Here is a 24,014-nt window from a genome sequence, read left to right as displayed (position 1 = left end):
CGGCTGAACAAGCTGTTCGAAACCGTGCATCCCCCGGGGCGTAAGCCGCACACCAATGCCGAGGTGGCGGCAGCGCTCACCGCCTCCGGGCATCCGATCTCGAAACCGTATCTCTCGCAGTTGCGGTCGGGTCAGCGGACGAACCCCTCAGATGAGACGGTTGCCGCACTGGCAAAGTTTTTCAAGGTCAAACCGGACTACTTCTTCAACGACATCTACGCCGCCAAGATCGACCATGATCTGGAGTTGCTGTCCCAGCTGCAGGGCTATGGACTGCGTCGGCTGTCGAGCAGGGCGTTCGATCTCTCCGAAGAGTCGCAGAACCTCTTGACCTCGATGGCCGAAAAGCTCCGGGCGAGTGAGGGTCTGCCCGAGGTTCCACCGGACGGCACGGAATAGCAAGCTGGACAAGGCAACACAGTGCGGCACTCGGAACCGCACTGTGTTGTCTTGTGACCTGAGACCGAAGCGGAGACGCTTCGGTCTGTACTGTGCGAACGGACCGCCGCCCAATCGGTCCGGCCGCACCGATGATCAATCCGCCTGTGCGACCGCCGATTTCCGGTCGGTCGCGGTGTGCTCGAAGGCGCGGGCGATCGCCTGCACCCAACCGCGCGGGCTCAGTCCCTCCGGCGGTGCGATCCAGCGGGCGTCGACGATGTCGTCACCGAGCGGATTGCGAGCCCAGCGGGCCACCCGTTCGGCACGGTCGGCGACCGAGCGGGCGGGCACACCGGCCGCCGCCACCTCCATGCCGCCGCCGGTCTGCAGATACAGCGCGTCCATGATCTGCGCGACCTGATCGGAAGCCTTGAGCTGGGTGGCCGACACCGTCTGCTCGTGCGCCACCACCTCGGGGAAGCGCTTGATCATCGTGCGGTGCAGGGCCCGAATCTGGCGCAGCAGCAGGCGCGCCCGCACCCAGAGCTCGATCACGATCCATACCGCGCCGACCGCGATCAGCAGGCTCGTGAGCTGCCAGGCCGGCCAGAACCAGCCCGGATCGCCCGGCCGCACCGGTTCTTCACCGATCGCCAGCCGCCGAATCGACAGCGCCGCAAGCACACCCGCGATCACCGTGCCGGCCGTGTAGAGCGCGATACCGCGTCCCAGCGCCGTCCAGTCCAGATTGCGCAGACCGGTGACGGCGATGAAGGCGCAGCCGAGCAGGGTCATGACCCAGCCGAACTCCATCGACCACCCGATGGCGGCGGCGATGACGAGCGCGCCGAAACCGTAGACCAACCAAGCGATTTGGCGAAGATTCCGACGCGAGACCACCGGCCAGGCGGCGGCCGCCACCACCGACGTGGCCACCGCGAACAGCAGCCAGGTCGCCACCACCAGCCGGTCGGCCAGCGCCGCGCCGTTGATCCCCTGCGGCAGTGCGTGATCCACCGCGACCGCGATCTCGGGTATGCCGAGGGTGACCGCGGCGGCCACCGCCGCGACCGCGATCACGATCGCCACCCGGGCCGTGGTCGCGGGCTTGACCAGGACGCGACCGATGCGGGCGCCGGCCGCCATCCACACCAGCAGGGCCGTCAACCAGAACGTCATACCTACCCTGTCCTTCTCGTCGGACGACCGCAATTCATCCGAGCCTTCTTCGGATGACAGAGAGGCCCTCCGTGGTAACGCACACTGCCGCCTCCGGGCCTCTCGGTCATCCGAGGGCCTCGTCGAATCGGAGCACCGAGACACCGGCGCCGCGGTTGTTGAAGACGCGCAGGCGGGTCATCAGCATGCCGGCGAAGGTTTCGGCTTCCCACTCGTACTGATCGTCACGCCCGTCGTCGACGATCTGCTGATGCGCGCGCTGGGACAGCATGTAGGCGATCAGATCGTCGCTGGCCTCGAGCGTCACCTCGGCGGCCGGTTCACCCGGGTGGTCGAAGACCACATGCCCCAGTTCGTGCGCGAGGGTGTGGTCCCGGCTGGGCAGGGCCGCGGCCAGCACGATCACGTCCTTGTCCGGATAGCTGCGGCGCTGACCGCAGACGCCCGGACCGAGCTGAGCATCGGCGATTTCGATCATGCGGCCGCGTTCGGCCGCGATCGCGAGGACCACCTCTTCCAGTGTGGTGGCGTCGAAATCGGCGGCGACCGCGCACACCGCGTCGACGGCGGCGGCGACGCGGCGATAGGAGCGGCCCGTCTGAATCCGGCTCTCGGTCATCTCGCGCCCCCTCAGGCCCTCGGTCCGAAGAATTCCGCGCGGGCGGCGTCGATGCGCGCCTGCGCGGCGGAGGCACTCTGGAAACTCACCGCGCCGGAGCCGGCCGCGGCCAGCGCCATGGCGATCACGCCGCCGAGCACGGCCAGCGTCTTCACCTCGGGCAGTCCGCTGGTGGCCGCTGTCGGGCGCACGGCGGGATTCGACTGGGCCGGCGCGGGTGCCGGGGCGGCCGGCGCCGCTGGGGCAGGCGCCGGCGCGGGTGGCGCGGCCGGTGGTGCCGGTGGGACCGCGGCGGGCGCGGCGGCGACAACCGGCGCACCCGGTATCGAGGGGATCGGCGGTACCGGCGGAATGGCCAACGGCGGTGCGGCCGGGGCCGCGGGCGGCGGAACCGGTTGCAGCAGAAGCAGAAGCAACAGGGGCGACATCGCGGCTGCGGAACCGACAGCGGCGGATCCGGTGACCGCGGAACCGGTGCCGAGCAGGGTGGCCAAGGCGGAGCCGGTCGCGACAGAACCCGTACCGGCCAGCCCGGCCAGTGCGGAACCCGTTGCCGCCGAACCCGTTCCGAGAATACCGGCGAGCAGCGAACCTACGCCCGCCGCCGCGGATCCGGTGGTGGCCAGCGCCGAGCCGGTTGCGGCGGAACCCGTTGCGGCGGCAGCGGATCCGGTGCCCGCAGCCGCGGACCCGGTGCCCGCCAACGCCGACCCGGTCGCGCCTGCGACCGAACCCGTTGCAGCAGAACCGGTCCCACCGAGAGCGGAACCGGTCAGTGCCGAGCCGGACGCCGCCGAACCGGCGGCAGCCGACCCCACCGCGGCCGAACCGGTGCCCAGAATGCTCGCCAGGCCCGCGAAGCCTTCACCGGCAACCGGAGTCGGCGTGACGGGCGGCGGCGCCGCGGAAACCTGCGACGGCGCCGTCGTCGACGATGTGGCCGAGCGCCCGGGGATGGTCAGATCGCCGTCGTACTGGCCGTCATCGGATGGCGTGGGTCCCGCCGAACCGGACGATGGCGGTGCGCCATCCGGCTGAGCCGCGGCAACGCCGGGACGGACCGATGCGGTGGGGCCGGGCTCGGGCGCCGTCGGCCCTTGTCGACGTGCGATGCCCGGTCCAGCGACGGCGGCGTTCGGGCCGGAGACAGCGGCATCGTGAACAGGCGTCGCACCATCGGGTCGCGCGGTCGGCGCGCCGGAAGGTGAGGGGTGCGGGGCGGCCGGCGAGGGGTGCGGGGCGGTAGCAGGGGTGGCTGGTTGCGCGTTGGCCACCAGGGGGCCGAGGACCCCGCAACTGCCGATCAATCCGGCTACCGCAACAACGCGCGCTATGCGACCCATGGTCATGCGCTTGCCTTCCCTCAACTTCTCAGCGCAGATTTCTCCCCGGTCGCTACAACCTCTCCGGGACCGAACGAATGCGGCCCATCTTAACTGCCGGCAGTTTGCTCGCGCAGCGAGATCATGTGAGCCCGATCACTCTTGGGGGCGCGGGGATCGAAACCGGTCGCCGCGGTGTCCGCTCCCACTCGCGGTCGCGAAGTCGAAAACCCGACGTCATCCCTACTGCCACAAGGGTATTGGAGACAGCGGCGCCGGCGGATCGCAGCCGGGGGAACAGGCGGCGGGGCGCGATCTCACCGGCGCGGATCGTTGCTGTGAGAGTTGCGGCGCTCAGGCTCCGTAGACCGGCTCGGGATCGGTTGCCTTGGCGATCAACTCGCGTACGACCGGCCCCAATTCGGACGGCTGCCAGCGCGCACCGCGGTCCTCGGCGACACCGTGGCGCCAGCCGTCGGCCAACGCCACCTTCCCGCCTTCGACCTCGAACATGCGGCCGGTGACACCCGCCGAATCCGGGCTGCCCAGCCACACCACCAGGGGCGAGACGTTTTCCGGCGCCATCGCGTCGAAGCCGTCGTCGGGGCGGGCCATCATATCGGCGAAGACGGTTTCGGTCATGCGGGTGCGCGCGGAGGGGGCGATGGCGTTGACGGTGACCCCGTAGCGACCGAATTCCGCTGCGGCGGTGATGGTCAGAGCCGCGATACCGGCCTTCGCCGCCGCGTAGTTGCCCTGGCCGACGCTGCCCTGCAGACCGGCACCGGAGCTGGTGTTGATGATGCGGGCGTCGCGGGCGCGACCGGCCTTGGATTCCGCACGCCAGTACTCGATGGCATGCCGCATGGTGGCGAAGTGGCCCTTGAGGTGGACGCGGATCACGGCATCCCACTCGTCCTCGGCCAGGTTGACCAGCATCCGGTCGCGCACGATACCGGCGTTGTTCACGACCACGTCCAGTCCGCCGAAGGTCTCCACGGCCTGGCCGATCAGCCGCTTCGCACCGGCCCAGTCCGCGACGTCGTCACCGTTGACGACGGCCCGGCCCCCGGCCTGCACGATCTCCTCGACCACCTGGGCGGCGGGCGAATCGGCGCTGGGCGCGCCGTCCAGTTCCGCACCCAGATCGTTGACCACCACGTTGGCGCCCGCCGCGGCGAAGGCCAAGGCGTGGGCCCGGCCGATACCGCGGCCGGCGCCGGTGACGATCACGGTGCGTCCTGCACAGATCAGCTCGGAGTTGTCGGTCATAACTGCTGCTCTCATTTCCTCGGTGCGGTAAGGGTTTTCGCTGTGATCGGTGATCGCGCGACGACGGCTAACGTGCGGCGGGTGCTTGCGCGTCGTTGACGGTCGCCGCGTCCAGGAACGCGGGACGTTCCCCGCCGCCGTGCACGATGAGCGATCCGCCGTTGACGTAGCCGGCCAGCGGCGAGGACAGGAAGACCGCGACCCGGCCGATGTCCTCGGGGGTCGCCAGCCGCCCCAGCGGCACGGTCGCCTCGACGGCGGCGATCCCGGCGTCGTCGCCGTAGTGCAGATGACTGGATTCGGTGCCGACCATCCCGACGATCACCGAATTGACCCGCACCTTCGGCGCCCATTCGATCGCCAGCGAGGACACCAGACTGTCCAGGCCGGCCTTGGCCGCACCGTAGGCGGCGGTGCCGGGCGAGGGCCGGTGGCCGCTCACACTCGAGACCATCACGATCGAACCGCCCTCGGGCTGCTGCTGCATCACGGCATTGGCCGCCTGCGAAACCAGCAGCGGCGCCAGCAGATTCAGCTCCACGATCTTGGCGTGGAAGTTGCGGGAGGCGGTGGCGGCGGGGGCGAACGGTGCCCCACCGGCATTGTTCACCACATGGTCGATCCGGCCGTGCCGCTGCACGATCGTCTCGATCAGCCCGGTCACCGCCTCGCCGTCGCGCACATCGCACGGCAGAAATTCGGCGGTGCGCCCGGAACTCTCGATCGCCGCCTCGCCGGGGCGGCGGGCACACACCACGACCGTCGCGCCGGCGTCCAGGTACACCCGGCTGATACCGGCGCCTACGCCCCTGACCCCGCCCGTCACGAGAACTACCGATCCGGACAGGTCCACTTCGATTGCCACCGTGCTAACCTACCAAGCACTTGCTTGTTTTGCCAACGAATGGACATGCGATGGGGATCAACCGTCACACCGAGACCTCGGGTATCGAGGTCGTCACGATCGACTATCCGCCGGTCAACGCACTGCCCACCGCGGGCTGGTTCGGCGTGGCCGATGCGATTCGCGAGGCCGGGCGCGCCCCGGAGACCAAAGTGGTCGTGCTGCGCGCCGAGGGCCGCGGCTTCAACGCCGGGGTCGACATCAAGGAGATCCAGCGCAACCCGGGCCATCAGACGCTCATCGACGCCAATCACGGCTGCTACGACGCCTTCGGCGCGGTCTACGAGTGCCCCGTGCCGGTGATCGCGGCGGTGAACGGCTTCTGCCTCGGCGGCGGCATCGGCCTGGTCGGCAATGCCGATGTCATCGTCGCCTCCGACGACGCCACCTTCGGCCTTCCCGAGGTCGAGCGCGGCGCCCTCGGTGCGGCCACCCACCTGGCCCGGCTGGTCCCCCAGCACATGATGCGCACGCTTTTCTACACCGCCTCCACCGTGACCGCGCAGCAGCTGCACCACTTCGGCTCGGTGCACAAGGTCGTGCCGCGGGCCGAACTCGATTCCGCCGCACTGGAAGTCGCGAAGAACATCGCCGCGAAGGACGGGCGGGTCATCCGGGCCGCGAAGCGCGCGCTCAACGGTATCGACCTGCAGGACGTGCACCGCAGCTACCGCTTCGAACAGGGCTTCACCTTCGAGCTGAATCTCGCCGGTGTGGCCGATGAGATCCGGGCGCGGTTCGACGAGGATCTGGCTGCCAAGAAGGAGGCACGATGAGCCACCATGCGCAGCCCGCGCATCGGGCCGACCGGGTGCGGGTGTCCCGCAAGACACAGGGAGCGAAATAGTATGCGCGACAAGCGGATGTCGTTGGAGGACGCGGTTTCTCAGCTGCGCAGCGGGATGACCATCGGCCTCGGTGGCTGGGGTTCGCGGCGTAAGCCGATGGCGTTCGTGCGGGCGCTGCTGCGCTCGGACGTCACCGATCTGACCGTCGTGACCTACGGCGGGCCGGACCTGGGCCTGCTGTGTTCGGCCGGCAAGGTGCGCAAGGCCTACTACGGATTCGTCTCCCTCGATTCGGCGCCGTTCTACGATCCCTGGTTCGCCAAGGCGCGCACCGGCGGTGAGCTGATCTCCCGCGAAATGGACGAAGGCATGGTCAAATCCGGCCTGCAGGCGGCCGCGGCCCGGCTGCCGTTCCTGCCCACCCGCGCCGGGCTGGGCTCGGACGTGCTGAAGTTCTGGGACGGTGAACTGCGCACGGTGCAGTCGCCGTATCCGGATGCCGACGGCCGTGTCGAAACCCTGGTCGCGATGCCGGCGCTCAGCCTGGACGCCGCGTTCGTCCACCTCGACATCGGCGACAAGCACGGCAACGCCGCCTACACCGGCGTCGATCCATACATGGACGACCTCTACTGCCTGGCCGCCGAACGGCGGTTCCTGTCGGTGGATCGGCTGGTCGAGACGGAGGAACTGGTGAAAGCCGTTCCGAACCAGGCGATCATCCTCAATCGCATGATGGTCGACGGCGTCGTGGAGGCGCCCGACGGCGCGCATTTCACCTTCTCCGGCAGCTACGGCCGCGACGAGAAGTTCCAGCGCCATTACGTCGAGGCGGCCAAGGATCCCGAGACCTGGGCGGCCTTCAAGGCCCGCTATCTGGACGTCACGGAGGACGAATACCGGTCCGCGGTGGCCGAATTCGCTGCGGAGCAGGCGAAATGACCGAGAACGAGGAGCGCCGATGAGCGAGACCACCACTGTCACCCGCGCCGAGGTGTGCGCGGTCGCCTGCGCCGAGATCTTCCGGGGCGCGGGCGAGATCATGGCCAGCCCGATGTCGCCGACCCCCACCATCGGGGCGCGGCTGGCGCGGCTGACCTTCGAACCGGATCTGCTGATCTCCGACGGCGAGGCGCTGTTCTTGGCCGACACCCCCGCGCTGGGCGCCAAGGCTCCCACCGAGGGCTGGATTCCGTTCGGCAAGGTGTTCGATGTCGTGGCTTCCGGGCGGCGGCATGTCGTCATGGGCGCCAACCAGATCGACCGCTACGGCAACCAGAATCTGTCCGCCTTCGGCGCGCTGCAGCAGCCGAACCGGCAGATGTTCGGTGTGCGCGGCGCCCCGGGCAACACCATCAACCACGCGACCAGCTACTTCGTTCCCAAGCACAGCAAGCGCGTGTTCTGCGAGACCGTCGACATCGTGTGCGGAATCGGTTACGACAAGATCGATCCCGAGAATCCCGCGTACCGGTTCCACCACCTGCATCGGGTGATCAGCAATCTGGGCGTGTTCGATTTCGGCGGGCCCGGCCACACCCTGCGGGCGCTGTCGCTGCATCCGGGGGTGAGCGCCGACGAGGTCGCCGAGAACACCGCGTTCGAGGTGGCCGGGCTGGACAGCGCGGAGGTGACCCGCACGCCCACCGACGAGGAGCTGCGGATCATCCGGACGGTGCTGGATCCCAAGGGAATTCGGGAGAAGGAAGTGGCCTCATGAGCCGGCTGCGGACTCCGCTGACCGAACTGGTCGGCATCGAGCATCCGATCGTGCAGACCGGGATGGGCTGGGTGGCCGGGCCGCGCCTGGTGGCGGCGACCTCCCAGGCCGGCGGCCTCGGCATTCTGGCCTCGGCCACGATGACCTACGCCGAACTCGAGGCGGCCATCGCGAAGACCAAGGCGCACACCGACAAGCCGTTCGGCGTGAACATCCGCGCCGACGCCTCCGACGCCGCCGAGCGGATCGAACTGCTGATCCGCGAGAAGGTCCGGGTGGCCTCGTTCGCGCTGGCGCCGAAGAAGGAGCTCATCGCGCGGCTCAAGGACGCCGGTGTGGTGGTGGTGCCCTCCATCGGCGCCGCCAAGCATGCGGTGAAGGTGGCCTCGTGGGGCGCCGACGCGGTGATCGTGCAGGGCGGCGAGGGCGGCGGGCACACCGGTCCGGTGGCCACCACGCTGCTGTTGCCCTCGGTACTCGACGCGGTCGACATTCCGGTGGTCGCCGCCGGCGGCTTCTTCGACGGCCGCGGACTGGCGGCCGCCCTGGCCTACGGCGCCGCGGGCGTGGCGATGGGCACCCGCTTCCTGCTCACCCAGGACAGCAGCGTGCCCGACGAGGTGAAACAGGAGTATCTGCGCCGCGGCCTGCAGGACACCGTCGTCTCGCTGAAGGTGGACGGCATGCCGCATCGGGTGCTCAACACCGATCTGGTGGACCGCCTGGAACATTCGGGCAGCTGGCGCGGACTGTCCGCCGCGGTCGCCAATGCCGCGAAGTTCAAATCGATGACCGGCATGAAGTGGTCCACCATGGTCCGCGACGGGCTGGCGATGCGAAAGGCCAAGGACCTCACCTGGTCTCAGGTGATCATGGCGGCCAATACGCCGATGCTGCTCAAGGCCGGTCTGGTCGAGGGCAATACGCAGGCCGGTGTGCTGGCCGCGGGACAGGTCACCGGAATCATCGACGATCTGCCCACCGTGCAAGAGCTCATCGACCGCATCGTCGCCGATGCGGTCGCGCGGATCGACACGATCGCCGCGCTCCGAGACGGCGCCGCGGCGACCCCCGGCGCGTCCGCGTAACCGAAAGAGGTTCGGTCGCGACGACACAGGCCGCCTCGCCGATATCCGGCGGGGCGGCCTGTGCGGTTGCGGCTACTCCCCCGACAGATCGGCCGACAGGTCGCGGACCTCCACCCCCTCCGGAATCCGCACCTCCGCAACGGGTTCCGGGCGGTCGTCGAATTCCAGCCGCAGGGCGCGGCACATGGTGGCGTGCATGTCGTACAGCGCCGTGATGTAGGTCAGTTCCAGAATTTCCGGATCGCTGAGGTTGGCTCGCAGGACCGCGAACACTTCGTCGGGCACCCGGCCGCCGTCGTGGACCAGGCAGTCGGTGTAGGCCAGGATCGCGCGTTCGAGTTCGGAGAAACAGTCGCTGATCTGCCAGGCCGGGATGGCCGCGATCTTCTCCTCGGGCGCACCGAGCGAGCGCATCTGCTTACAGTGCTGGGAGAACACGAACTGGCTGCCGCGCGCGTATCCGGCGCGGCACTGCCCCAGTTCGCGCAGCAGCGGATCCAGGCGTGAGTTGCGGTAGACGGCGAATCCGCGGACCGCATGCCGGAACACCTCGGGTGACTGCGCGAAGACGGTCCACCAGTCGCCGGGGGTGGCGTGGACGGTGCCGTGGTCGACGGCCGGGTCGCGGTCGGGCCCGAACAGCCGGTCGTAGTAGAACAGGATGCGCTCGTCGGTGACTTCGGCGCGCGGGACTTCACGCAGGCGGGGCATGCTTCGAACCTCTCGGTAGTGCGGTTTCGCGGCTGGTGGGTGATCAGAGTTCGGCGGCGGCGCGGCGGTCGGCGGCGGTCTTCGGCTCGTGCGATACGTCGGCCTCGGTGAAAGTCCGGGTCCAGCAAGCGAATTCGAGCAGCACCCCGTCCGGGTCCTGGAAGTAGAACGACCGCACGAAGGTTCCGGGGTGCACGTCCCGGGAAACCCCCGCGGGGCTGTCGTCGTGATTGAGGACCCGGCTGACCTTGATGCCCTCGGCCTGCACCCGCTGGTAGTAGTCGTCGAACCGTTCCGGCGGCACGGCGAAGGCCACGTGGTTCATCGAGCCCACGCCGCTCACCAACTCCCCTTCGTCCGGAAGTCCCTTGGGCGCGGCCAATCCGGGGGTGGCGTCGGGCGCGTCGGCGAGCCAGAAGAAGGCGATGGTGTTGCCGCCTCCGCAGTCGAAGAAGAAATGCTGGCCGAGGTTGTGCGGCAGTTCGATGGTCTTGACCAACGGCATGCCCAGCGTGCCGGAGTAGAACTCGATCGTCCGGCGCATATCGGAGCACACCAGGGCCAGATGGTTGATTCCGCGTAGTTCGTATTTCGGGTTGGCGGCGCTCATTGCAGTCCTTCCGCTGTGGTGCCGATTCGACCTCCGTGACGGGTCCGCACCATTACTGTGAGCTGGGATTCTCCCAGCTGAACTGACTTGACAGTCATGTCATGTTCGTGGATAGTTTGAGCCGTGCCGAAGTCATCTGTCAATAGCGCGCCCACCCCCGTCGACAATCTGACGCCGCGGGGGCGCAAGACACGCGACGCATTGCTGGACGCGGCGCGCAAGGTGTTCGAGACCGTCGGATTCCTCGATACGCGAGTGGAACAGATCAGCGAGGAGGCAGGCGTCTCCTACGGCACCTTCTACCGCTACTTCGAATCCAAGGACCATGTGTTCGGCGAACTGAGCACGCGGTTGTTCGACGATATGCACCGCCGCGAACCCGCGCCCGCGGGACTGTCGCCGGCCGCCCGCCTCATCGCCGCCAACCGGTCCTATTACGCGGCCTACCGGCGCAACGCCCGGATGATGGCGATCGTGGAGCAGGTCGCGACCTTCAACGAAGAGTTCCGGCAGTTGCGCCACGAACATCGCCGCGGGCTCATCGATCGCACGGCCCAGGCGATCGCCCGCTGGCAGCGCGAGGGGCTGGTCCGCGCGTCGCTGGATCCGGAACTGGCCGCCCGGGCCATGTCCGCGATGGTCGACCACACGCTGTACCTGTGGCTGATCCAGGGCGAGGACGCCGATGAGCACGCGTTGCTGGAAACCCTCGACCAGATGTCGGTCAGCGCACTCGGTCTCGACCCGGACGACAGATAGCGGCACTTTCGCGGGTGCGCATCCAGGAGGCGGCATGAGCGACGATCGCGCAGCGGCTCGTGCTGCCGACCGGATGCGGGTGTCCCGCAGACGACAGGAGGCAGTATGAGAACGGACCCACCGCACACCGCGCATCCCGACGCGAGCGACGGCGAGACCGGTACCGCGCACCCGGCGGCCGGACCGCTCGACGGCTTCCGGGTGCTCGAGCTGGGGACGCTGATCGCGGGGCCGTACTGCGGACGCCTGCTCGGCGATATGGGGGCCGACGTCATCAAGATCGAGGCACCGGATCGCCCCGACCCGCTTCGTGATTGGGGTCAGGCGGCCGGTGGCGGCCACCAGTATTTCTGGACCGTGCACGCCCGCAACAAGCGGTGTGTGAGTCTGGATCTGCGCGTTCCGGCGGGACGCGACATCTTCCTGGAATTGGCCCGCACCGCCGATGTCGTGGTGGAGAGTTTCCGGCCCGGCACGCTGGAACGCTGGGGTATCGGCTACGACGTGCTCAGCGAACTGAATCCGGGCCTGGTGCTGGCCCGCGTCTCCGGCTACGGGCAGACCGGGCCGTACGCGTCCAGAGCGGGTTACGCGTCGGTGGCCGAGGGCATCAGCGGGCTGCGCCACCTCAACGGATTCCCGGGACAGGCGCCGCCGCGGATGGCGTTGTCGCTGGGCGACAGTCTGGCCGGGCTGTTCGCCTTCCAGGGTGTGCTGGCCGCGCTGCTGGTGCGGGAGCGGACCGGGCGCGGGCAGGTGGTCGACGCGGCGCTGACCGAGGCGTCGCTGGCGATCCAGGAGTCCACGGTTCCGGATTTCCACAAGACCGGACATGTGCGCCAGCCTTCGGGCACCCGGCTGGACCGGGTGGCGCCGTCGAATCTGTACAAGGCCAAGGATGGGCTGTGGGTGATCATCGCGGCCAATCAGGACACCGTCTTCGGGCGGCTGGTCGCCGCGATGGGCCGGCCCGAACTCGCTTCCGACCCACGGTATTCCACCCATTCCGCGCGGGGTGAACGGCAGGACGAACTCGACGAGATGATCGCGGCATGGGCCGGAGATTTCACCGCCGCCGATCTGATAGATCTGCTGAATCGGCACGGCGTGGTGGCGGGCCCGGTGAACACCGTCGCCGAGGTGATGGCGGATCCGCAGTTCACCGCGCGCGGCATCTTCGTCGACCACGTCGATCCGTCCGTCGGACGTGACGACGCCGGATACGATCCCGTCCCGGTCAAGGGTGTCGGTGTCGTGCCGCGGCTCAGCGCCACCGCCGGCGGCGTGCGCTGGGGTGGTCCGAGCCGGCCGGGCACGCACACCGACGAGGTACTCGGCGAGCTGCTCGGATACGACTCCGACCGGCTGGCCGGATTGCGCGGTGAAGGCACGATCGGATGACCGCCGTCGATATTCGCGAGGTGGGACGGCGCGACGGTCTGCAGATCGAGGAGCCGATTCCCACCGAGGCCAAACTCGCCTTCATCGATGCCCTCGTCGCCACCGGAGTGCGCCGGATCGAGGCCACCTCGTTCGTCTCACCGCGCGCCATTCCGGCACTCGCCGACGCCGAAGCCGTTGCCGCGCAACTACATCGCTGGCCCGGTGTGGAGTTCTCCGCCCTGGTCGCCGGTCTCGGCGGGGTGGGGCGCGCCCTCGCCGCCGGTGTGCATCGGCTCGAATACGTCGTGTCGGCATCGGACGGGCACAGCCGGGCCAACGTGGGACGCGACAGCGCCGAATCGATCGCGCTGATCGAGCCCATCGCCGAGCAGGTGCATGCGGCCGGCGGGCACCTCGAGGTGATCGTCGCCATCGCCTTCGACTGCCCGTTCGACGGCCGCACCCCGCCGCAGCGGGTGGCCGAGATCGCCGCGCGGGCCGTGGCTTCCGGCGCCGATTCGCTCGCCGTCGCCGATACCGTCGGCACCGCCTCACCGGTCCGTACCGCCGACGTGATCGACCGAGTGCGTGCGGCGGCGCCCGGCACCGAGCTCGGTATCCATCTGCACAACACCCGCGGACAGGGACTCGCCAACGCCTGGGCCGCCTACGAACACGGTGTGCGCCGATTCGATTCCGCCGCAGGCGGTCTCGGCGGATGCCCGTTCGCCCCCGGAGCGAGCGGCAATATCGCGACCGAGGAATTGGTCTATCTGTTCGACGACGGCGGCGTCGAGACCGGCATCGATATCGACCGGGCGCTCGACGCCGCCCGGCTGATCTCGCGCCTGCTCGGCAAGCCGGTCGACAGCAATCTGCTCGCCGCGGGCGGTCGCCTGCGGCCCAGGAACGCGGCATCACACTGAGCCGCACGAGAATTACCCGGAGGTCCTTCGCATGGATGAACTGGCCGACCGCTTCTTCGCCGCGGTCAGCGCGGGCGATACCGCGGCGCTGACCGCGCTGTACGCGCCCGACGCCCGGATCTGGCACAACGACAAGAACGCCGAGGAGACCGTCGCGGAGAATCTGCGGGTACTGCGCTGGCTCTCGCGCACGGTGGAAAACCTGCGGTACGAGGATATTCGACGCCATGTGCTGACCGACGGCTTCGCTCAACAGCATGTCGTGCGGGGCCATCTGCCCGGCCACGGCGATCTGGAGGTCCCCGCGAGCCTGTTCGTGCGGGTCCAGGACGGGCACATCACCAGGATCGACGAATATGTCGACTCGGCGGCTACCCAGCCGCTGCGCGAGGTCTCGGCGACGAACGGAGGTTACCGGTGATGTCGGTCAACCGCCCCGAGGGTGAGATCTCCGAATTGTCCGCGCGCATGCGCACATTCATCGATACCGAGGTCGTTCCCGCGGAGCCGGTGCTGGCCCGCGAGGACGACACCGCACACGCCGCCCTCGCCCGCTTGAAGGAGCGAGCGAAGGAATTGGGCCTGTGGGCGCTGGGCCATCCGTCCGAACTCGGTGGCGGCGGTATGCCGTTCCTCGACTTCGTCTATCTGAACGAGATCATCGGCCGCTCCGAATTCGGCATGCTGGCCGTCGGTTCGGTCTCCATGCAGGACACGCTCATGCTGTATCGGCACGGCACCGAGGAACAGCGGGCACGCTGGATTCCGCCCATGGTGTCCGGTGACATCCTGCCGTCGGTGGGCCTCACCGAACCCGAGGTCGCCGGATCCGATCCCACCCTGATCGCCACCGAGGCCGAACTGGACGGCGACACGTGGATCATCAACGGGCACAAGTGGTTCACCACCGGCGCCGCCCAGGCGGCGTACTGCACCGTTTTCGCCCGGACCGAACCCGAATCGGTACCGCGCCACTCCCGGATCAGCGCGATCATCGTGCCGACCGACACCCCGGGCTTCGAGATCGTCCGCTCCATCCCGACCATGGGACACGATCCGAGCGATCACTACGAGGTGCGGCTCACCGATGTGCGGGTGCCGGCGGCCAATCTGCTCGGCGAGCGAGGTAGGGGTTTCATCGTCGCGCAGGACCGGCTCGGACCGGGGCGGATCTTCCACTGCATGCGCTGGCTCGGCCAGGCGCAACGCGCCTACGAATTGATGTGCGAGCGCGCGAACACCCGCTACGTGCACGGATCGTTGCTCGCCGAGAAGGGCGAAATCCACCGGTACATCGCCGAATCCGCGGCCGAGATCCATGCGGCCCGGCTGATGACGCTCGACGCCGCCCGCGCCATGGATGCCGGTGAGGACTATCGGGTGCGGGTCGGGTTGATCAAGTTCTGGGGTGCGCGGATGCTGCACAATGTGATCGATCGCGCCATCCAGGTACACGGGGCCCTCGGGCTGACCGCCGACACCCCGCTGGAGCGGATGTACCGGCAGGCCCGCTACGCCCGCGTCTACGACGGCCCCGACGAGGTCCATCGCATGTCGACCGCGCGCCGGTTGCTGCGCTCCCCCGAGGCGGCGCCGTGGCTGTGAGCGCGGAACCGGCTGCCGCCGAACCGATTCCGCTCGCTGAGGGGGTTCGCGCGGTACTGGCGGACACGCTCGGCACCTCGATCACCGATGTCGCGTTGCGGCAGTTCACCGGAGGCGCGAGCCGGCAGGTGTACGCGGTCGAGGCCCGCGACGGCACCGGCGCCGCGGTGCGGGCGGTGCTGCGGCGGGACCCGCCCGGACATGGCGATTCGGCGCGTATGCACGCCGAGGCGGTCTGTCTGCGGGCGGCCGGTGCTGCCGGAGTGCCGGTACCCGCCGTCCTCGCGGACGGGGCCACCGCGCCCGGGATCGACGCCCCGTATCTGCTGATGGAGCGCGTCGACGGCGAGTCGATTCCCCGGAAACTGCACCGTGCTCCGGCATTCGCCGCGGTACGCGACCGGCTGGCCGGCGAACTCGGCTACGTCCTGGGACTGATCCACCGCACCCCGCTGGACACCCTGGACATCCTGGACGATCACGATCCGCTCGCCGCCCTCGAGCAGATCTATCGCGACCTCGACGATCCACGGCCGGCGGTCGAGGCCGGACTGTGCTGGCTGCGCGAACATCGGCCCGCCGAACGCCCGAAGGCGCTGGTGCACGGGGACTTCCGGCTGGGCAACTTCCTGATCGAGCCGGACGGCGTGCGCGCGGTACTGGACTGGGAGCTGGCCCATCTCGGCAACCCGATCGAGGATCTGGGCTGGTTGTGCGTGCGGGCCTGGCGGTTCGGCGCCGAGGCGCCCGTGGGTGGGCTGGGGAGTCGAGACCAGCTCCTGGACGGCTATGAGCGCTCCGCCGGCTACCGGCCCACCGCGGCGGAACTGCACTGGTGGGAGGTGTTCGGCACACTGAAATGGCTGGTGCTCAGTCGTTTTCAGGCGCAACGACATCTCAGTGGGGACGAGCGCTCGCTCGAACTCGCCGCGATCGGGCGCCGGGTCTGCGAATCGGAATACGATCTGCTCGCCGTCCTGGACCTGCTCGATGAGACCGTTTCGGCTCCCTCGTCCTCGGAAACGCCTGCGACCGTGCACGATCGGCCGCATCCGACGGAGATCCTCGAACTGGTCGCCGACACGCTGGCCGCAGAGATCGGACCCGCACTCCCGCCCGAGCAGTCGCGCTCGCGCTACCTGCTGCGCGTGAGCGCCAACCTGCTCGGCATCGCCGCACGGGAGCTGGCCGCCGGGCCCGCCGCTACCGCCGAAGTGCGCAGCCGGCTGGCGGCGCTGGGCTGTGAGTCCGAAGCGGAGCTGGCCGCGCGGCTGCGCTCCGGCGCGGCGTCGTACACCGACGATGCGGTGCGCGCGGCGATCTCGGCCTCGGTTCTCGCGCGACTGCGGATCGCGAATCCACGCCACCTCAGGTAATCGCACAACGGCGACATCGGCCGGGAGTTACCGCTGTTCGGTAGTTCCCGGCCGGTTCTCGTCTCGTTCTCGGCAGAACCGGTCGAAAAACGAAACGGCGGTCCGGCGGCGACGGTAATCGTCACCACCGGACCGCCGGGTCCGGCACGGATCAGGAGAACTGTTCGCGCAGATCGCGTTTGAGGATCTTGCCGGTGACGTTCTTCGGGAGCGCGTCCACGAATTCCACCCGCCGCGGCACCTGGAATCCGCCCAGGTGTTCGCGGCAACCGGCGATGATGTCCTCGGCCGTGGCGGTCGCCGCGTCGCGCAGGACGACTACCGCGCACACCACCTCACCCCAGGTGTCGTCGCGGACGCCGATCGCGGCGGCCTCGGCGACCTGCGGATTCCGGTACAGCGCCTGTTCGACCGTCAGCGAGGCGACGTTCTCACCGCCGCTGATGATCAGATCCTTCTTCCGATCGACGATGTAGACGAAGCCCTCGTCGTCCTGGCGGACCATATCGCCGCTGCGGAACCAGCCGTCGGTGAACGACTCCGCGGTGGCCCGGGGATCGTTCCAGTAGCCGACGGTCACCTGATCCGCACGCACCACCATCTCGCCGATCTGCCCCCGCACGACATCGGCGAAATCCTCGTCGACGATGCGAACATCGGCCAGCCGCATGGGTTTTCCCGCCGAGGCGAGCAGATGGGTCTCCCCGTGCGCCGCCCGCCGGTGGGCCTCCTCGTCCAGATGCAAAACGTTGCCGGCGAGTTCGGTCATCCCCATGCCCTGGTAGAAGTCGCAGCCGAACCGCTCCAGCCCCGCGCGCAGCACCGCGGACGGAATGGCGGAGGAGCCGTAGCCGATCGCCTGCAGCGTCTTCAGCGAATGTCGCTCCAACGCCGGATCCTGCAGCAGGAAGTTGATCATCGTCGGCGCCAGACCGGTCTGGGTCACCTGCCATTCGTCGACCAGCCGCAGGAATGTCGCGTTGTCGTAGGCGCGCAGGATGCCCACGGTGGCGCCGATCAGATGATTGACCAGCACCACGTAGCCGCCGACGTGGCACAGCGGGAAGCAGAACAGGAAGACCGTCTCCTCGGCGACGGTCCACTGCAGGGCCGACGACGTCACGCCCGCAAGCAGATTGCGATGCGAGACCATGACGCCCTTCGGCGCGCCGGTCGTCCCGCTGGTGTAGACCAGCCACGCCACATCGTCGGGATCGGGACGGAAGGCAGGCGCCGCGGCCGACGCCCTGCCGACGAACTCGTCCCAACCGAGCGTGCCCGGTGCGGCGCCGATCGACACCACCGTGGTCACCGACGGGATCCGGTCGCGGATGCGGTCCACCAGGTCGGCGAATTCCGCGGCGACGATCAGCACCCGAGCGCCGGAATGCTCGATCAGGCCGACGAGCTGGTCCTCGTGCAACCGGAAGTTGAGGATCGTCAACGCCATTCCCGCCATCGGGACGCCGTAGTAGCACTCCAGATACTGCGGGCAGTTCGCCGACAGGATCGCCACCCGGTCACCCGGCTCGGCCACGCCGAGCAGCGCGTTCGCGAGGCGGCGGCAGCCGTCGCGCAATTGCCGGTAATCGATCACGTCCTGCTCGAAGCGCACCGCGATCCGGTCGGGGTGTTTACGCGCCCCGTATTCGACGATGTCACCGATCAACATCTGTCCGAACTCCTTGCCGATTCGAAATCCATGACAGGCGGGCTCTTCTCACCGGATCGCGAGCGGGTTGATCGGTGAGCCGACGCCGCGCGTGAACTGCAGGGGCGGCCCGGCGTAGAAGAAGTCCCAGCGCCCGTCGCCCGCGCAGGCCTGCGCCAGATCCTCGAAGTCGAGCATTTCGGCGAGGGTCAGTCCCATATCGCGGATGAGCACCATATGCAGTTCGAACGCGGTTCCCGGATGTTCACCGGGCATCACCTCGACCGCCCAGTTGTCGGAGCCGACGACGGCGACGTCCTTGTCGCGCAGCCAGGTCGCGCACGCCAGGCTCAGACCGGGCTCACCGGCCATGAAGCCCTGCGGATCACCGTCGGTGAGGAATTTCTTGCGCCAGCCTGTGCGGATCAACAGGATGTCACCGGCGCCGACATCCACGCCCTGCGCGGCCGCGACCGCGTCGAGTTCGTCGGTGCCGATCGCGGTTCCCGCCTCGAGCCAGTCCACGCCGCGATGGCGAGCCACGTCCAGCAGCACGCCGCGCCCGGCGATCCCGCCGGACTGGGTGTGGATACCGCATTTGTCGGCGCCCTTGACCGTCACCCCGGAGCCGGGGTGGCCGTTGTACAACTCATCGTCGTAGTGCACGTGCGCGAGCGAGTCGTACTGGGAACCGGCCTGCAACGGCATGAAGACGAAATCGTCGGCCCATTTGAAACCGCCGGGAAGCACCTGTTCCTGGCCATTCTCCGACATCAACCGGATCGGATTGATGCGCGCGCCGCCGGGCTGTGGACCGTCCCCGTCGAGCGGGATACCGAGTTTGAAGGTCTCACCGGTGCGAATCAGCGCCGCGGCGGCCACCACCCGCTCCGGCGTGATCAGATTCGTGGTTCCGCGCTCGTCGTCGGTCCCCCACCGACCCCAATTGCTGACCTTCCGGCCCAGAGCGCGCATATCGGGAACTTCGGGCACCGTTGCCTCCTGAACTGTTTGTGACGTGACAGTCATGTCAACTTCGTGCCGCCAGTGTGTCCGACAGCACTTTCCGTGTCAATAGGCGGATGTCAGCTTCGGGCCGACCGGAGCCGAGGGGCGGCCGCCGGACCAGGCGAGACGGCGCTGCCGCTCACCGCGCGGACGGGCCGGACCCCGCGAGACGCGATAGCGCACGGCTATACCAGAAACACACCCACCCGCCGCCGTCAGATATCCGATACTGACTGGTTTCACTTTATTCGCATAATCCGCCAGTCGAATGGACGGCGAAGGACACAGCCTTGGCGCACGAGAAAAACTGCACTGCAATAACTTTCGTAGCGAAGCCGCGTCGCGATAATCGAGCCGCAGGAACCGCGACACGAACAACCCCATGGACAGTCGTCGATTTCCGAAACCGCACGGTTGATTTCTGCCGTATTGACGTGCGAGGGTGATTGGGTTCACACTACCAACGAGTAACCGGACGAAGATGTCCGGTTCAGGGTAGAAGGGGACTCTGGTGAAACGAGGACGCGCCGTCCTTCAGATCGCGACCGCCGTCGCGGCCATGTCATTGCTCGTCGGCTCCGCGACCGGTCTCGCACCGAATGCGCATGCGGCATCCGATTCGTTCTACGAGTACACGGGCGCGGCGCCGCTGTCCTCGATCGCCCCGGGAACCGTGTTGCAGACCCGCACGATGCCGTACCACTTCGCCGGCATCCCGACCCCCGTCACGGCGGTGCAGTTGCAGTACCGCACGACCGACGCCCAGCAGCGCCCGGCCGTGAACATCACCTCCGTACTCCTGCCGCCGACCGGCGTCGATCCCGCGAAAGCCGTTGCCTACCAGTCGTTCTACGATTCGCTGAATCCCGAGGACGGGCCGTCGCGGTCGGTCGCCGGCAATGTGTCCTTCGGCGGCGCGGTGAACAATGTGGAAGGTCAGCTGATCGCGCCGCTGCTGGCGCAGGGCTACACGATCATCGTCGCCGACACCGAGGGTCAGGCGGCCGATTTCGCCGCGGGTCCCGAGTACGGGATGAACACCCTGGACTCCATCCGGGCCGCCACCCACTCGGCGCAGATCGGGCTGAACGAGCAGACCCGCGTCGCGCTGTTCGGATATTCCGGCGGCGCGATCGCCACCAACTGGGCCGCGGCACTGGCGCCGGTCTACGCCCCGGATGTCGACCGGCAGCTGGTCGGCGCGGCGGAGGGTGGCGTTCTGGTCAACCCCGCGCGCAACCTGCGCTACATCGACGGCAGCTTCGGCTGGGCCGGAGTGGCGGCGATGGCGGTGATCGGCATCGGCCGCTCCTACGACATCGACTTCTCGCCCTATATGAGCCCGTTCGGCGCCGAGATCCTGAACAAGATGCAGTACGCGTCCATCGCCAATGTGCTGTTCCAGTACCCGGGTCTGACCTGGGCGCAGATGGTCAAGCCCGAGTACGCCGATCCCAACAGCGTGGCGCCGTTCGTCGACGCGGTGCGCAAGGTCGACCTCGGGCTGGCGCCGACGCCGACGATTCCGATGCTCATCGGGCAGGGCGCCAACGGCGTGCTGGAAGGGACCGACAACGGTAAGCCGGTGTCCGGGCCCGGTGACGGCGTGATGGTGGCCGGCGATGTCCGCAGCCTCGCCCGGCAGTACTGCGATACCGGGAACTCCTCGATCCTGTATCGCCAGTACGACCTGCTCAGCCACACCCCGTCGACCATCGCCTGGCTACCGGAGGCCCTGCTCTGGCTCAACGACCGGTTCGCGGGCCGGCCTGCCCCGGCCAACTGCGGCGCCATCGCTCCGGGCAATTCGCTGGACCCGGTGATCTGAATCCGGACGGCTCTATGCGAGGAGGCCCCGCGGCGTGCGGGGCCTCTTCCGTTTCACCGGACCGCTGTCGCCCGAAAGACGAAGCGGCTCAGGAGATTCGCTCGATGATGGTGACGTTGGCCGTGCCGCCACCCTCGCAGATGGTGAGCAGGCCGTAGCGGCCGTTCACGCGCTCGAGCTCGTTGAGCAGCGTGGCGAACAGCTTCGCGCCGGTGGCGCCGAGCGGGTGCCCCAGAGCGATCGCGCCGCCGTGCGCGTTCACCTTGTCGGGGTTCGCGCCGGTCTCCTTCAACCAGGCCAGCACCACCGAGGCGAAGGCCTCGTTGATCTCGATGACGTCGATATCGTCGATGGTCAGCCCGGTCTGCTCCAATGCCCACTTGGTCGCCGGAATCGGCGCGGTGAGCATGTAGATCGGATCGGCGCCACGGGCGCTGACGTGGTGGATGCGGGCGCGCGGCTTCAGGCCGTATTCGGCGACGGCCCAGTCGGAGGCCAGCAGGGTGGCGCTGGCGCCGTCGGAGATCTGGCTGGCGACCGCGGCGGTCAGGCGGCTGCCCTCGCTGAGCGGCTTGAGTCCCGCCATCTTCTCCAGGCTGGTCTCGCGCGGGCCCTCGTCGATCCAGAAATCGCCGACCGGCACGATCTCCCGATCGAAGGCGCCCTCGGCGATGGCCTTGCGGGCCCGTTCGTGGCTGCGAAGCGCCCAGCGCTCCATATCTTCGCGGCTGATGTCCCACTTCTCGGCGATCAGCTGCGCACCGTTGAACTGCGAGACCTCACCGGTGCCGTAGCGGTGGTCCCAGCCCTTGGCGCCGACGAAGGGCGAGTCGAAACCGTATTCCTTACCGGCGAGCATGGCGGCCGAGATCGGGATGGCGCTCATGTTCTGCACGCCGCCGGCGACGATCACCTCGGCGGTGCCGCTCATGATCGCCTGGGCGCCGAAATTGATCGCCTGCTGGCTGGATCCGCACTGGCGGTCCACCGTGGTACCGGGGACCTCCTCCGGATATCCGGCCGCCAGCCACGCCGTGCGGGCGATGTTGCCGGCCTGCGGGCCGATGGCGTCGACACAGCCGAAGATCACATCGTCGACATTGCCGGGGTCGATGGCGTTGCGGCCCAGCAATCCCCGCAGTGCCGCCGCGCCGAGGTCGGCGGGATGCACACCGGACAGCGCACCGCCGCGCTTACCGATCGGCGTCCGCACGGCATCGATGACGTAGGCCTCGCGCACCGGTGCGTACCGGCGGCGATCGGACGGTGTGGACATGTAACGCTCCTATTCGGATGTGCCGGATTCGGCGCCGGACTGCGATGCTCCGGAATGGACTGCGCCGGAACGGTTCTCGGGGTTGGTGAGCCCATCGAGCACGATGGTCAGATACTGCTTGGCGAGGGTGTCCGCGGTGATGCGGCCGCCGGGCTGATACCAGCGCACCGCGACCCAGACGGTGTCGCGCAGGAAGCGGAAGGCGAGTTCGACATCGAGTTCGGGACGGAAACTGCCGTCGCGCACGCCCTCGGTGAGCACATTGCGCCACAGCTCCCGGAATTCCCGGTTGTATTCCGCGATGTACTCGAAACGCGGTGTGTCACTGAGCCTTTTGGCCTCGGCCTGATAGATCGCGACCGCCGAATGCCAGCGGTCGAACGATTCACAGGAGGCGATGACGAGCGCCTCGAGGGTGGCTCGCGGCGAGAGGTTGGAGGCGACGATCTCGCGGTAGCGGCCGAACAGATCGTCGAGGAAGCCGCGCAGGATCTCGTCCACCATCGCCTCTTTCGAGTCGAAGTGGTGGTAGAGACTGCCGGATAGAATCCCCGCCGCATCGGCGATATCGCGGACCGTGGTCGCACGCAGGCCGCGCTCGGCGAACAGGCCGGCGGCCAGGCCGAGCAACTCGTTGCGGCGTGCGGATTTGGAGGCCTCGGATGCGGTCACTCGGCCATAATACAACCAAGCATTTGCTTGGTCTACGGTGGTGGCTCACCGAATGGAATACCGCAGCGGCGAGGACATCGACAGATCGGCGAGCAACCGATCGCAGATCTCCAACGAAGGGATTCCGGCTCGTTTCATCCGCGCCACCAGCGCGAGCCGCCGCTCACAGCTGTCCCATTCCACGAGTAGAGGCCCTCGGCCGGGTCCCGCGTCCACGGTCGCCATCGCCCGCGGCGGGCCGCCGGGTTCCGAGATTTCGCTGAGTTTGAGCACGATGCCGCGCCGCCACGCCAGATAGGTGTCGCGATCGGCGGCGCCCTCCAATTTGCCGGTGGCCGCGGCCAGCCCCCGATCGATGCCGTCGGCGAAGGCGAGGCGATCGAATCGGAACCGGCGGCAGCGCCGCACCACCTCCAGCAGATCGGCGCGCACCTCGCACAGCAGGGCGGTCTGCTGCCGGCGGCGTTCGCCGCCGGGATCGGACTCCCCCGGGCCGCAGCCGGCGCCGATGCGCCGCACCCGGCGCCGATCGCGGGCCATATCCGCACGCAGAGCGGCACGCGGATCACGCGCCACCTCGGCCTCGTCCACCTCGTGCTCGCGCAGGATCTGCGCGGCACGCGTCGCGGTCGCGCGCGCACCGGCGTGATCGAGCAATTCGGCGCCGAGGGTGAGAGCGGCGAGCACGATCTCGTCCTGCCGCCGCCGCGCGAGCACCACCTCGCGGATCAACGCGAGTTCCAGTACGTCGTCGTCTTCCTGTCGACCGTCCAGACCCATGGGCCGGGGTCCCTTCGAACTGTGGGAACCGGACGTTCTCAGGATCGCACAGCTAGGGGAGGTCAGCGCTACCCAATTTCGCGCCGAATGCACCCGAGGTCTGCCTGTGGAGGCCAGTGCTCCCGCAGGGGTTTCGGCCCGCCTCGATTGTGGACT

The 24,014-nt window shown here is 68.4% G+C and carries 24 protein-coding genes; 12 read left to right on the top strand and 12 right to left on the bottom strand.

What is annotated here, in order from left to right:
* A partial coding sequence (locus IRT45_RS33245; RefSeq protein WP_194809750.1) for a helix-turn-helix domain-containing protein occupies positions 1–399 on the top strand: 399 nt, incomplete at its 5' end.
* Between the two features lie 135 nt (positions 400–534).
* Here the strand turns inward: IRT45_RS33245 and IRT45_RS33240 are convergent.
* The 5 genes from IRT45_RS33240 to IRT45_RS33220 form a co-directional block, all read right to left on the bottom strand.
* Entirely contained in the window at positions 535–1,560 is a 1,026-nt protein-coding gene (locus tag IRT45_RS33240; protein WP_194809749.1) for a hypothetical protein, read from the bottom strand.
* Positions 1,561–1,666: 106 nt separating this feature from the next.
* Positions 1,667–2,179, bottom strand: a complete 513-nt coding sequence (locus IRT45_RS33235; RefSeq protein ID WP_039775925.1) for an ImmA/IrrE family metallo-endopeptidase — start codon at positions 2,177–2,179, stop codon at positions 1,667–1,669.
* 11 nt (positions 2,180–2,190) lie between these two features.
* On the bottom strand, positions 2,191–3,528 hold the full coding sequence (locus tag IRT45_RS33230; RefSeq protein ID WP_194809748.1) for a hypothetical protein: 1,338 nt from the start codon (positions 3,526–3,528) through the stop codon (positions 2,191–2,193).
* Positions 3,529–3,855: 327 nt separating this feature from the next.
* Entirely contained in the window at positions 3,856–4,773 is a 918-nt protein-coding gene (locus IRT45_RS33225; RefSeq protein ID WP_194809747.1) for an SDR family oxidoreductase, read from the bottom strand.
* Positions 4,774–4,840: 67 nt separating this feature from the next.
* A complete protein-coding gene (locus tag IRT45_RS33220) occupies positions 4,841–5,638 on the bottom strand; it encodes an SDR family oxidoreductase (RefSeq protein WP_375540182.1) in 798 nt (265 codons plus the stop codon).
* Between the two features lie 50 nt (positions 5,639–5,688).
* Here IRT45_RS33220 and IRT45_RS33215 point away from each other — a divergent pair, with 50 nt between their 5' ends.
* From IRT45_RS33215 to IRT45_RS33200, 4 genes are all read left to right on the top strand, one after another.
* Positions 5,689–6,453 carry an enoyl-CoA hydratase family protein gene (locus IRT45_RS33215; RefSeq protein ID WP_194809746.1) on the top strand — a complete coding sequence of 255 codons (765 nt, stop codon included), beginning with the start codon at positions 5,689–5,691 and terminating at the stop codon, positions 6,451–6,453.
* Positions 6,454–6,525: 72 nt separating this feature from the next.
* Positions 6,526–7,407, top strand: coding sequence for a CoA transferase subunit A (locus tag IRT45_RS33210; RefSeq protein WP_194809745.1), 882 nt, complete (start codon positions 6,526–6,528; stop codon positions 7,405–7,407).
* A 19-nt stretch (positions 7,408–7,426) separates the two neighbouring features.
* Positions 7,427–8,185 carry a CoA-transferase subunit beta gene (locus tag IRT45_RS33205; protein WP_194809744.1) on the top strand — a complete coding sequence of 253 codons (759 nt, stop codon included), beginning with the start codon at positions 7,427–7,429 and terminating at the stop codon, positions 8,183–8,185.
* Complete coding sequence (locus IRT45_RS33200) at positions 8,182–9,273, top strand: nitronate monooxygenase family protein (protein WP_194809743.1); 1,092 nt, start codon at positions 8,182–8,184, stop codon at positions 9,271–9,273. Before IRT45_RS33205 ends, IRT45_RS33200 begins: the two co-directional genes overlap by 4 nt.
* A 72-nt stretch (positions 9,274–9,345) precedes the next feature.
* Here the strand turns inward: IRT45_RS33200 and IRT45_RS33195 are convergent, their stop codons facing one another.
* Positions 9,346–9,984, bottom strand: a complete 639-nt coding sequence (locus IRT45_RS33195; protein WP_194809742.1) for a carboxymuconolactone decarboxylase family protein — start codon at positions 9,982–9,984, stop codon at positions 9,346–9,348.
* A gap of 43 nt (positions 9,985–10,027) precedes the next feature.
* Positions 10,028–10,594, bottom strand: coding sequence for a VOC family protein (locus IRT45_RS33190; protein WP_194809741.1), 567 nt, complete (start codon positions 10,592–10,594; stop codon positions 10,028–10,030).
* Positions 10,595–10,717: 123 nt separating this feature from the next.
* Here IRT45_RS33190 and IRT45_RS33185 point away from each other — a divergent pair, with 123 nt between their 5' ends.
* From IRT45_RS33185 to IRT45_RS33160, 6 genes are all read left to right on the top strand, one after another.
* Positions 10,718–11,353, top strand: a complete 636-nt coding sequence (locus IRT45_RS33185; protein WP_194809740.1) for a TetR/AcrR family transcriptional regulator — start codon at positions 10,718–10,720, stop codon at positions 11,351–11,353.
* A 105-nt stretch (positions 11,354–11,458) separates the two neighbouring features.
* Positions 11,459–12,754, top strand: a complete 1,296-nt coding sequence (locus IRT45_RS33180; protein ID WP_194809739.1) for a CaiB/BaiF CoA-transferase family protein — start codon at positions 11,459–11,461, stop codon at positions 12,752–12,754.
* A complete protein-coding gene (locus IRT45_RS33175) occupies positions 12,751–13,662 on the top strand; it encodes a hydroxymethylglutaryl-CoA lyase (protein ID WP_194809738.1) in 912 nt (303 codons plus the stop codon). Before IRT45_RS33180 ends, IRT45_RS33175 begins: the two co-directional genes overlap by 4 nt.
* Before the next feature lie 31 nt (positions 13,663–13,693).
* Entirely contained in the window at positions 13,694–14,083 is a 390-nt protein-coding gene (locus tag IRT45_RS33170; protein ID WP_194809737.1) for a nuclear transport factor 2 family protein, read from the top strand.
* Positions 14,083–15,267, top strand: coding sequence for an acyl-CoA dehydrogenase family protein (locus tag IRT45_RS33165; protein WP_194809736.1), 1,185 nt, complete (start codon positions 14,083–14,085; stop codon positions 15,265–15,267). The genes IRT45_RS33170 and IRT45_RS33165 overlap by 1 nt, the downstream gene beginning before the upstream one ends.
* Positions 15,258–16,643: a phosphotransferase family protein gene (locus IRT45_RS33160; RefSeq protein ID WP_309241268.1), complete on the top strand. Its 1,386-nt coding sequence runs from the start codon at positions 15,258–15,260 to the stop codon at positions 16,641–16,643. Before IRT45_RS33165 ends, IRT45_RS33160 begins: the two co-directional genes overlap by 10 nt.
* A gap of 151 nt (positions 16,644–16,794) precedes the next feature.
* Here the strand turns inward: IRT45_RS33160 and IRT45_RS33155 are convergent, their stop codons facing one another.
* Both IRT45_RS33155 and IRT45_RS33150 read right to left on the bottom strand, forming a co-directional pair.
* A complete protein-coding gene (locus tag IRT45_RS33155) occupies positions 16,795–18,315 on the bottom strand; it encodes a long-chain-fatty-acid--CoA ligase (RefSeq protein ID WP_194809735.1) in 1,521 nt (506 codons plus the stop codon).
* Between the two features lie 48 nt (positions 18,316–18,363).
* Positions 18,364–19,269 carry a cyclase family protein gene (locus IRT45_RS33150; protein ID WP_194809753.1) on the bottom strand — a complete coding sequence of 302 codons (906 nt, stop codon included), beginning with the start codon at positions 19,267–19,269 and terminating at the stop codon, positions 18,364–18,366.
* Positions 19,270–19,813: 544 nt separating this feature from the next.
* On the opposite strand from IRT45_RS33150, the gene IRT45_RS33145 reads away from it, so the two are divergent.
* Positions 19,814–21,130, top strand: a complete 1,317-nt coding sequence (locus IRT45_RS33145; RefSeq protein ID WP_309241267.1) for a lipase family protein — start codon at positions 19,814–19,816, stop codon at positions 21,128–21,130.
* A gap of 88 nt (positions 21,131–21,218) precedes the next feature.
* Here IRT45_RS33145 and IRT45_RS33140 read toward each other — a convergent pair whose 3' ends face one another.
* From IRT45_RS33140 to IRT45_RS33130, 3 genes are read right to left on the bottom strand one after another with little or no spacing between them, the layout of a single operon-like run.
* Entirely contained in the window at positions 21,219–22,370 is a 1,152-nt protein-coding gene (locus IRT45_RS33140; RefSeq protein ID WP_194809751.1) for an acetyl-CoA C-acetyltransferase, read from the bottom strand.
* A gap of 45 nt (positions 22,371–22,415) precedes the next feature.
* The gene (locus IRT45_RS33135) at positions 22,416–23,078 is read right to left on the bottom strand and encodes a TetR/AcrR family transcriptional regulator (protein WP_063010039.1); all 663 of its coding nucleotides are present in this window, start codon (positions 23,076–23,078) and stop codon (positions 22,416–22,418) included.
* A gap of 45 nt (positions 23,079–23,123) precedes the next feature.
* Positions 23,124–23,858 carry a hypothetical protein gene (locus IRT45_RS33130; protein ID WP_194809734.1) on the bottom strand — a complete coding sequence of 245 codons (735 nt, stop codon included), beginning with the start codon at positions 23,856–23,858 and terminating at the stop codon, positions 23,124–23,126.
* Positions 23,859–24,014 lie beyond the last annotated feature (156 nt).

The sequence above is a fragment of the Nocardia sp. BSTN01 genome, assembly GCF_015354405.1.
Taxonomy (GTDB): domain Bacteria; phylum Actinomycetota; class Actinomycetes; order Mycobacteriales; family Mycobacteriaceae; genus Nocardia.
This window is presented reverse-complemented; position numbering and strand designations above follow the sequence as displayed.

What these genes read in the sequence shown, in the direction of transcription:
- IRT45_RS33180 (WP_194809739.1), top strand. Translation starts at nt 11,459, where the DNA reads ATGAGAACGGACCCACCGCACACCGCGCATCCCGACGCGAGCGACGGC.
- IRT45_RS33235 (WP_039775925.1), bottom strand. Translation starts at nt 2,179, where the DNA reads ATGACCGAGAGCCGGATTCAGACGGGCCGCTCCTATCGCCGCGTCGCC.
- IRT45_RS33165 (WP_194809736.1), top strand. Translation starts at nt 14,083, where the DNA reads ATGTCGGTCAACCGCCCCGAGGGTGAGATCTCCGAATTGTCCGCGCGC.
- IRT45_RS33155 (WP_194809735.1), bottom strand. Translation starts at nt 18,315, where the DNA reads ATGTTGATCGGTGACATCGTCGAATACGGGGCGCGTAAACACCCCGAC.
- IRT45_RS33215 (WP_194809746.1), top strand. Translation starts at nt 5,689, where the DNA reads ATGGGGATCAACCGTCACACCGAGACCTCGGGTATCGAGGTCGTCACG.
- IRT45_RS33230 (WP_194809748.1), bottom strand. Translation starts at nt 3,528, where the DNA reads ATGACCATGGGTCGCATAGCGCGCGTTGTTGCGGTAGCCGGATTGATC.
- IRT45_RS33175 (WP_194809738.1), top strand. Translation starts at nt 12,751, where the DNA reads ATGACCGCCGTCGATATTCGCGAGGTGGGACGGCGCGACGGTCTGCAG.
- IRT45_RS33170 (WP_194809737.1), top strand. Translation starts at nt 13,694, where the DNA reads ATGGATGAACTGGCCGACCGCTTCTTCGCCGCGGTCAGCGCGGGCGAT.
- IRT45_RS33150 (WP_194809753.1), bottom strand. Translation starts at nt 19,269, where the DNA reads ATGCGCGCTCTGGGCCGGAAGGTCAGCAATTGGGGTCGGTGGGGGACC.
- IRT45_RS33200 (WP_194809743.1), top strand. Translation starts at nt 8,182, where the DNA reads ATGAGCCGGCTGCGGACTCCGCTGACCGAACTGGTCGGCATCGAGCAT.
- IRT45_RS33205 (WP_194809744.1), top strand. Translation starts at nt 7,427, where the DNA reads ATGAGCGAGACCACCACTGTCACCCGCGCCGAGGTGTGCGCGGTCGCC.
- IRT45_RS33240 (WP_194809749.1), bottom strand. Translation starts at nt 1,560, where the DNA reads ATGACGTTCTGGTTGACGGCCCTGCTGGTGTGGATGGCGGCCGGCGCC.
- IRT45_RS33210 (WP_194809745.1), top strand. Translation starts at nt 6,526, where the DNA reads ATGCGCGACAAGCGGATGTCGTTGGAGGACGCGGTTTCTCAGCTGCGC.
- IRT45_RS33225 (WP_194809747.1), bottom strand. Translation starts at nt 4,773, where the DNA reads ATGACCGACAACTCCGAGCTGATCTGTGCAGGACGCACCGTGATCGTC.
- IRT45_RS33190 (WP_194809741.1), bottom strand. Translation starts at nt 10,594, where the DNA reads ATGAGCGCCGCCAACCCGAAATACGAACTACGCGGAATCAACCATCTG.
- IRT45_RS33130 (WP_194809734.1), bottom strand. Translation starts at nt 23,858, where the DNA reads ATGGGTCTGGACGGTCGACAGGAAGACGACGACGTACTGGAACTCGCG.
- IRT45_RS33195 (WP_194809742.1), bottom strand. Translation starts at nt 9,984, where the DNA reads ATGCCCCGCCTGCGTGAAGTCCCGCGCGCCGAAGTCACCGACGAGCGC.